2 protein-coding genes are annotated in these 4516 nt (G+C 71.9%); both read right to left on the bottom strand.

The window, feature by feature from the left end; all coding sequences use genetic code 11:
* Nucleotides 1-1865, bottom strand: a 1865-nt coding sequence (gene glgX / locus C665_RS18525) for a glycogen debranching protein GlgX (protein WP_004326394.1), incomplete at its 3' end; no start/stop codon positions are given.
* Nucleotides 1866-1995: 130 nt separating this feature from the next.
* Complete coding sequence (gene glgB, locus C665_RS18520; RefSeq protein ID WP_040829692.1) at nucleotides 1996-4188, bottom strand: 1,4-alpha-glucan branching protein GlgB; 2193 nt, start codon at nucleotides 4186-4188, stop codon at nucleotides 1996-1998.
* Between the last annotated feature and the right edge of the window lie 328 nt (nucleotides 4189-4516).

Here is a 4516-nt window from a genome sequence, read left to right as displayed (position 1 = left end):
AGCCAGCGCACGCTCGCCGCCTCGCCGTGCTCCGGGCCGCGCAGCCAGGCGGCCTGGCGCAGCGCGGGGTGGGCTGCGCGCAGGGCGAGCAGCCTTCGAGCGCAGGCGAGGAGTTCGCGGTCGGCGGCGGCCCAGTCGAGCCAGGTCGTCTCGTTGTCCTGGCAGTAGGCGTTGTTGTTGCCGCGCTGGCTGTGGCCGATCTCGTCGCCGGCGAGCAGCATCGGCGTGCCCTGGGCGAGCAGCAGGCTGGCGAGCAGGGCGCGCTGCAGGCGGGCGCGCAGGGCGAGCACGTCGGGGTCCGCGCTCGGGCCTTCCACGCCGCAGTTCCACGAGTGGTTGTGCGGATGGCCGTCGCGGTTGTGCTCGCCGTTGGCCTCGTTATGGCGGTGGTCGTGGCTCACCACGTCGCGCAGGCCGAAGCCGTCGTGCGCGCACAGGAAGTTGATGCTGGCCGTGGGGGCGCGGCGGTCGTGGTCGAACTCCGCCGCAGAACCGGCGAAGCGGTGGGCGAATGCGCCGCGGTCTCCCCCTCCGCATAGCCACCAGGCGCGCATCGTGTCGCGGAAGCGGTCGTTCCATTCCATCCAGCCGGGCGCGAACCCGCCCAGCCGGTAGCCGTCCGGGCCGAGGTCCCACGGTTCGGCGATCCACTTCAGGCGGGCGAGCAGCGGGTCGGCGGCGATCGCCGCGAACAGCGGCGCACCGGTATCGAAATGGCCGTGGCGGTCGCGCCCGGTCGTGACCGCGAGGTCGAGGCGGAAGCCGTCGATGCGGTAGCGCGCGGCCCAGTGGCGCAGCGCGCCGACGACCAGCTCGACCATGCGCGGCTCGCCGAGGTTCACCGCGTTGCCGCAGCCGCTCCAGTCGCGGTAGCACGCCGGGTCTTGCGGGTCGAGATGGTAGGCGCGCGCGTTGGCCAGCCCGCGCAGCGACAGCATCGGGCCGTCCGCGTCGAGCTCGGCCGTGTGGTTGAAGACCACGTCGAGCACCACCTCGAGCCCGGCGGCGTGCAGCGCGTCGATCGCCCCCGCGAGTTCCCCGGTCGGGGTGGTGCCCGCGCGCCCGCTCCAGTAGCGCGGCTCGGGGGCGAGCCAGGCTGCGGGCGCATAGCCCCAGTGGTTGGCGAGGCCACGGCGCTGCAGCGCCGCTTCGTCGGCGCGGAAGTGCAGGGGCAGCAGGCTCAGCGTGGTGAGGCCGAGCGCCCGGTAGTGATCGAGCATCACCGGGTGGGCGAGGGCGGCGTAGCTGCCGCGCAGCGCCGGCGGGATGTCCGGGTGGCGCATCGTCAGCGCACGCACGTGGGCCTCGTAGAGTACCGTGCGCTCGCGCGGGATGTGCGGGCGGGGAGGGCGGTCATACGCCGGAGCAGGGGCGGGGGCGGGCACCCTCGCCTTGGGGGCGAAGGCAGCGTTGTCGCGCGGGTCGGGCAGGCGCGGATCGTCGCTGCGGGCGGCGCGGAACGCGGCGAGCCTTGCCGCGAGCTCCACATCGTCGGCTGCTCCGGGCTGCTGGCGGCCGTAGCTGCCGACCACCTCCTGCGCCCAGGGGTCGAGCAGCAGCTTCGCCGGGTTGAACCAGTGGCCGCGCCCTGGCGCCCACGGGCCATGAGCACGCAGGCCATACACCAGGCCGACCCCGCCGGCAGGCAAAAAGCCATGCCAGACGCCTTCGCTGCACGCCGGCAGCGCCAGGCGGCGAAGCGCCTCGCGGCCTGCGGCATCGAAAAGACAGACCTCGATCGCTTCGGCGTCCGGCGACCACACCGCGAAGTTCACCCCGGTCTCGCCGCTGTCTGCGGTGAGGGTGGCACCGAGCGGCCACGGCTGCCCCGGGCGCAAGTCCGGATCAGGCAGCGCATGCGCCATGGCGAGCGGATCCGCTGCGGCGCCGGGCCCGTCCTCGCAAGGAGCGCACCCGTGCTGCAGGATGGGAAGGGAGTCGGGGTGCGGGGCGCTCATCGCTGCGTTCTCTTGCCGGGGCATGCGTCCAGGCGTGTCAGTCCACGCGTACGAACATCGCCACGCCCAGCGGCGGCAGGCGCAGCACGATCGACTGTGCCTCGCCCTGCCAGGGCAGTGCCTCGCTTCGCAGCGCGCCATTGGTGACGCCCGAGCCCCCATACACCGGATCGTCGGTGTTGAGAAGCTCGCGCCAGGTGCCCGCCGCGGGTACGCCGATGCGCCAGCCCTCGCGCGCCAACGGGGTGAAGTTGCACGCGACCACCACGCTGCGGCCGTCGCGCGCGCGGCGCTCGAAGACCAGCACCGAGTGCGCCGCATCGTCGTGGGAGATCCAGCGGAAGCCTTCGCTCGCCGTGTCCTGCTCGTACAGCGCCGGATGGCTGCGCAGCACGCGGTTGAGATCGCGCACCAGGCGCTGCATGCCCGCGTGCGGGGCGTGCCCGAGCAGCTCCCAGGGCAGGCTGGCGTCGGCGTTCCATTCGGACCACGGGGCGAACTCGCACCCCATGAAGAGCAGCTTCTTGCCCGGGTGCGCCCACATGTAGCCGTAGAGCAGGCGCAGGTTGGCGAACTTCTGCCAGACGTCGCCGGGCATCTTGGCGAGCAGCGAGCCCTTGCCGTGCACCACTTCGTCGTGCGACAGCGGCAGCACGAAGTTCTCGCTGAAGGCATACGCCAGCGAGAAGCGCAGCTGGTCGTGGTGGTGCTTGCGATGCACCGGGTCGCGCGCGAGGTAGGCGAGGAGGTCGTTCATCCAGCCCATGTTCCACTTGTAGTGGAAGCCCAGGCCGCCGCCCTGCAGGTCGGGTGAGGGCGGGCGGCTGACGGCGGGGAAGGCGGTGGATTCCTCGGCGAGCGTGATCGCCTCGGGGCGCTGCGTGCCGACGAGGTGGTTCATGCGACGCAGGAAGTCGATCGCCTCCAGGTTCTCGCGCCCGCCGAAGCGGTTCGGCACCCACTCGCCCTCGCGCCGGCTGTAGTCGCGATACAGCATCGAGGCCACCGCATCCACCCGCAGCCCGTCGGCGCCGAAGCGCTCGATCCAGTACAGCGCGTTGCTGGCGAGGTAGTTGCGCACCTCGGCGCGGCCGTAGTTGTAGATCAGCGTGTTCCAGTCCTGGTGGAAGCCCTCGCGCGGGTCGGCGTGCTCGTACAGGTGGGTACCGTCGAACTCGGCCAGGCCATGGGCATCGCTCGGAAAGTGTGCCGGCACCCAGTCGAGGATCACCCCCAGCCCGGCGGCGCGCGCGGCATCGGTGAAGGCGCGGAAATCCTCCGGTGTGCCGAAGCGCGCGCTCGGCGCGTACAGCCCGGTGGGCTGGTAGCCCCAGGAGCCGTCGAAGGGGTGCTCGTGCACCGGCAGCAGCTCGAGGTGGGTGAAGCCGAGCCCGACTGCGTAGGGCACCAGGCGCTCGGCGAGCTCGCGGTAGGACAGCCAGCCGCCGTCTTCCTTGCGCTGCCAGGAGCCGAGGTGGACCTCGTAGATGCTGATCGGCGCGTCGAGCGCGTTGGCGCGCCGGCGCGCTTCGTCGATCGCCAGCCCGGGCAGCAGGCGCTGCACCACCGAGGCGGTGTGCGGGCGCAGCTCGGCGCGGAAGGCGAAGGGGTCGGCCTTGAGGCGCACGACGCCGTCGACGCCGAGGATCTCGTACTTGTAGAGCTCGCCCTCGCCGATGCCCGGCAGGAAGATCTCCCACACGCCGCACTCGCGGCGCTGCCGCATCATGTGGCGGCGGCCGTCCCAGGCGTTGAAGCCGCCCACCACAGAAACCCGGCGCGCGTTGGGCGCCCACACCGCGAAGCGCGTGCCGGCGACGCCGTCGACGGTCACAGGGTGCGCGCCGAGCCACTCGTAGGGGCGGTGATGGCTGCCTTCGGCGAGCAGCCAGACGTCGAGATCCTCGATCAGCGCGCCGAAGCGGTAGGCGTCGTCGAAGCGCGTCTCGCCGCCACCGGACCAGCGTACGTGCAGTCGGTAGCGCAGCGGATGCGAGCCTCCCGGGAGCGCGCCGATGAAGAGCGGCGATCCGTCCTGAGGCTGGAGCTCGAGCAGCGGACGGCCGTCGATGTCGAGCACCACGACCGCCTGCGCACCGGGCAGCAGCGTGCGCAGCACCATTCCGCCCGCGACCGGATGGGCGCCGAGCAGCGCGAAGGGATCGGCATGGCTCGCCTGCAGCAAGGACTGCAGCGACTCGGGAGCCACCCTGGCCAAGTCCGGGCCCATCGCTTGCAAGGGGGGTGCCGCAACGCTCGTTCGCGTCCTGGCCTTGCCGGCCTGCTTTTCGCCGCGCATCTGCGCCTCTCCGGTTCGAGTGCCGGGCTCTTTTTTTTCGTTGCGTCGCAGCGAAACGGGCCCGACAGCCCCAAGGATAAAACTTTCGCGCGTTTTGCGCTGCAACGGATCCGCATTTCCCGCCCGCCGCGCGTCGCAGCGGAAGACTCCGTTCCATAAGCCGCGGTGTCCGTAGGCGCGACGCAAGTCGCGACCGCACGATTGCGCATGCGGCGACCGCGGCGAGCGCGGCGGCGCCCCGATCGCGACTCGCGTCGCT

The sequence above is a fragment of the Thauera aminoaromatica S2 genome, from assembly GCF_000310185.1.
Lineage (GTDB): Bacteria > Pseudomonadota > Gammaproteobacteria > Burkholderiales > Rhodocyclaceae > Thauera > Thauera aminoaromatica.
The sequence above is the reverse complement of the archived record's forward strand: the minus strand, read 5'-3'. Positions and strand labels throughout refer to the sequence as shown.

Coding starts and splice junctions, on each gene's coding strand:
- glgB (WP_040829692.1), bottom strand. CDS start 4,188: ATGGGCCCGGACTTGGCCAGGGTGGCTCCCGAGTCGCTGCAGTCCTTG.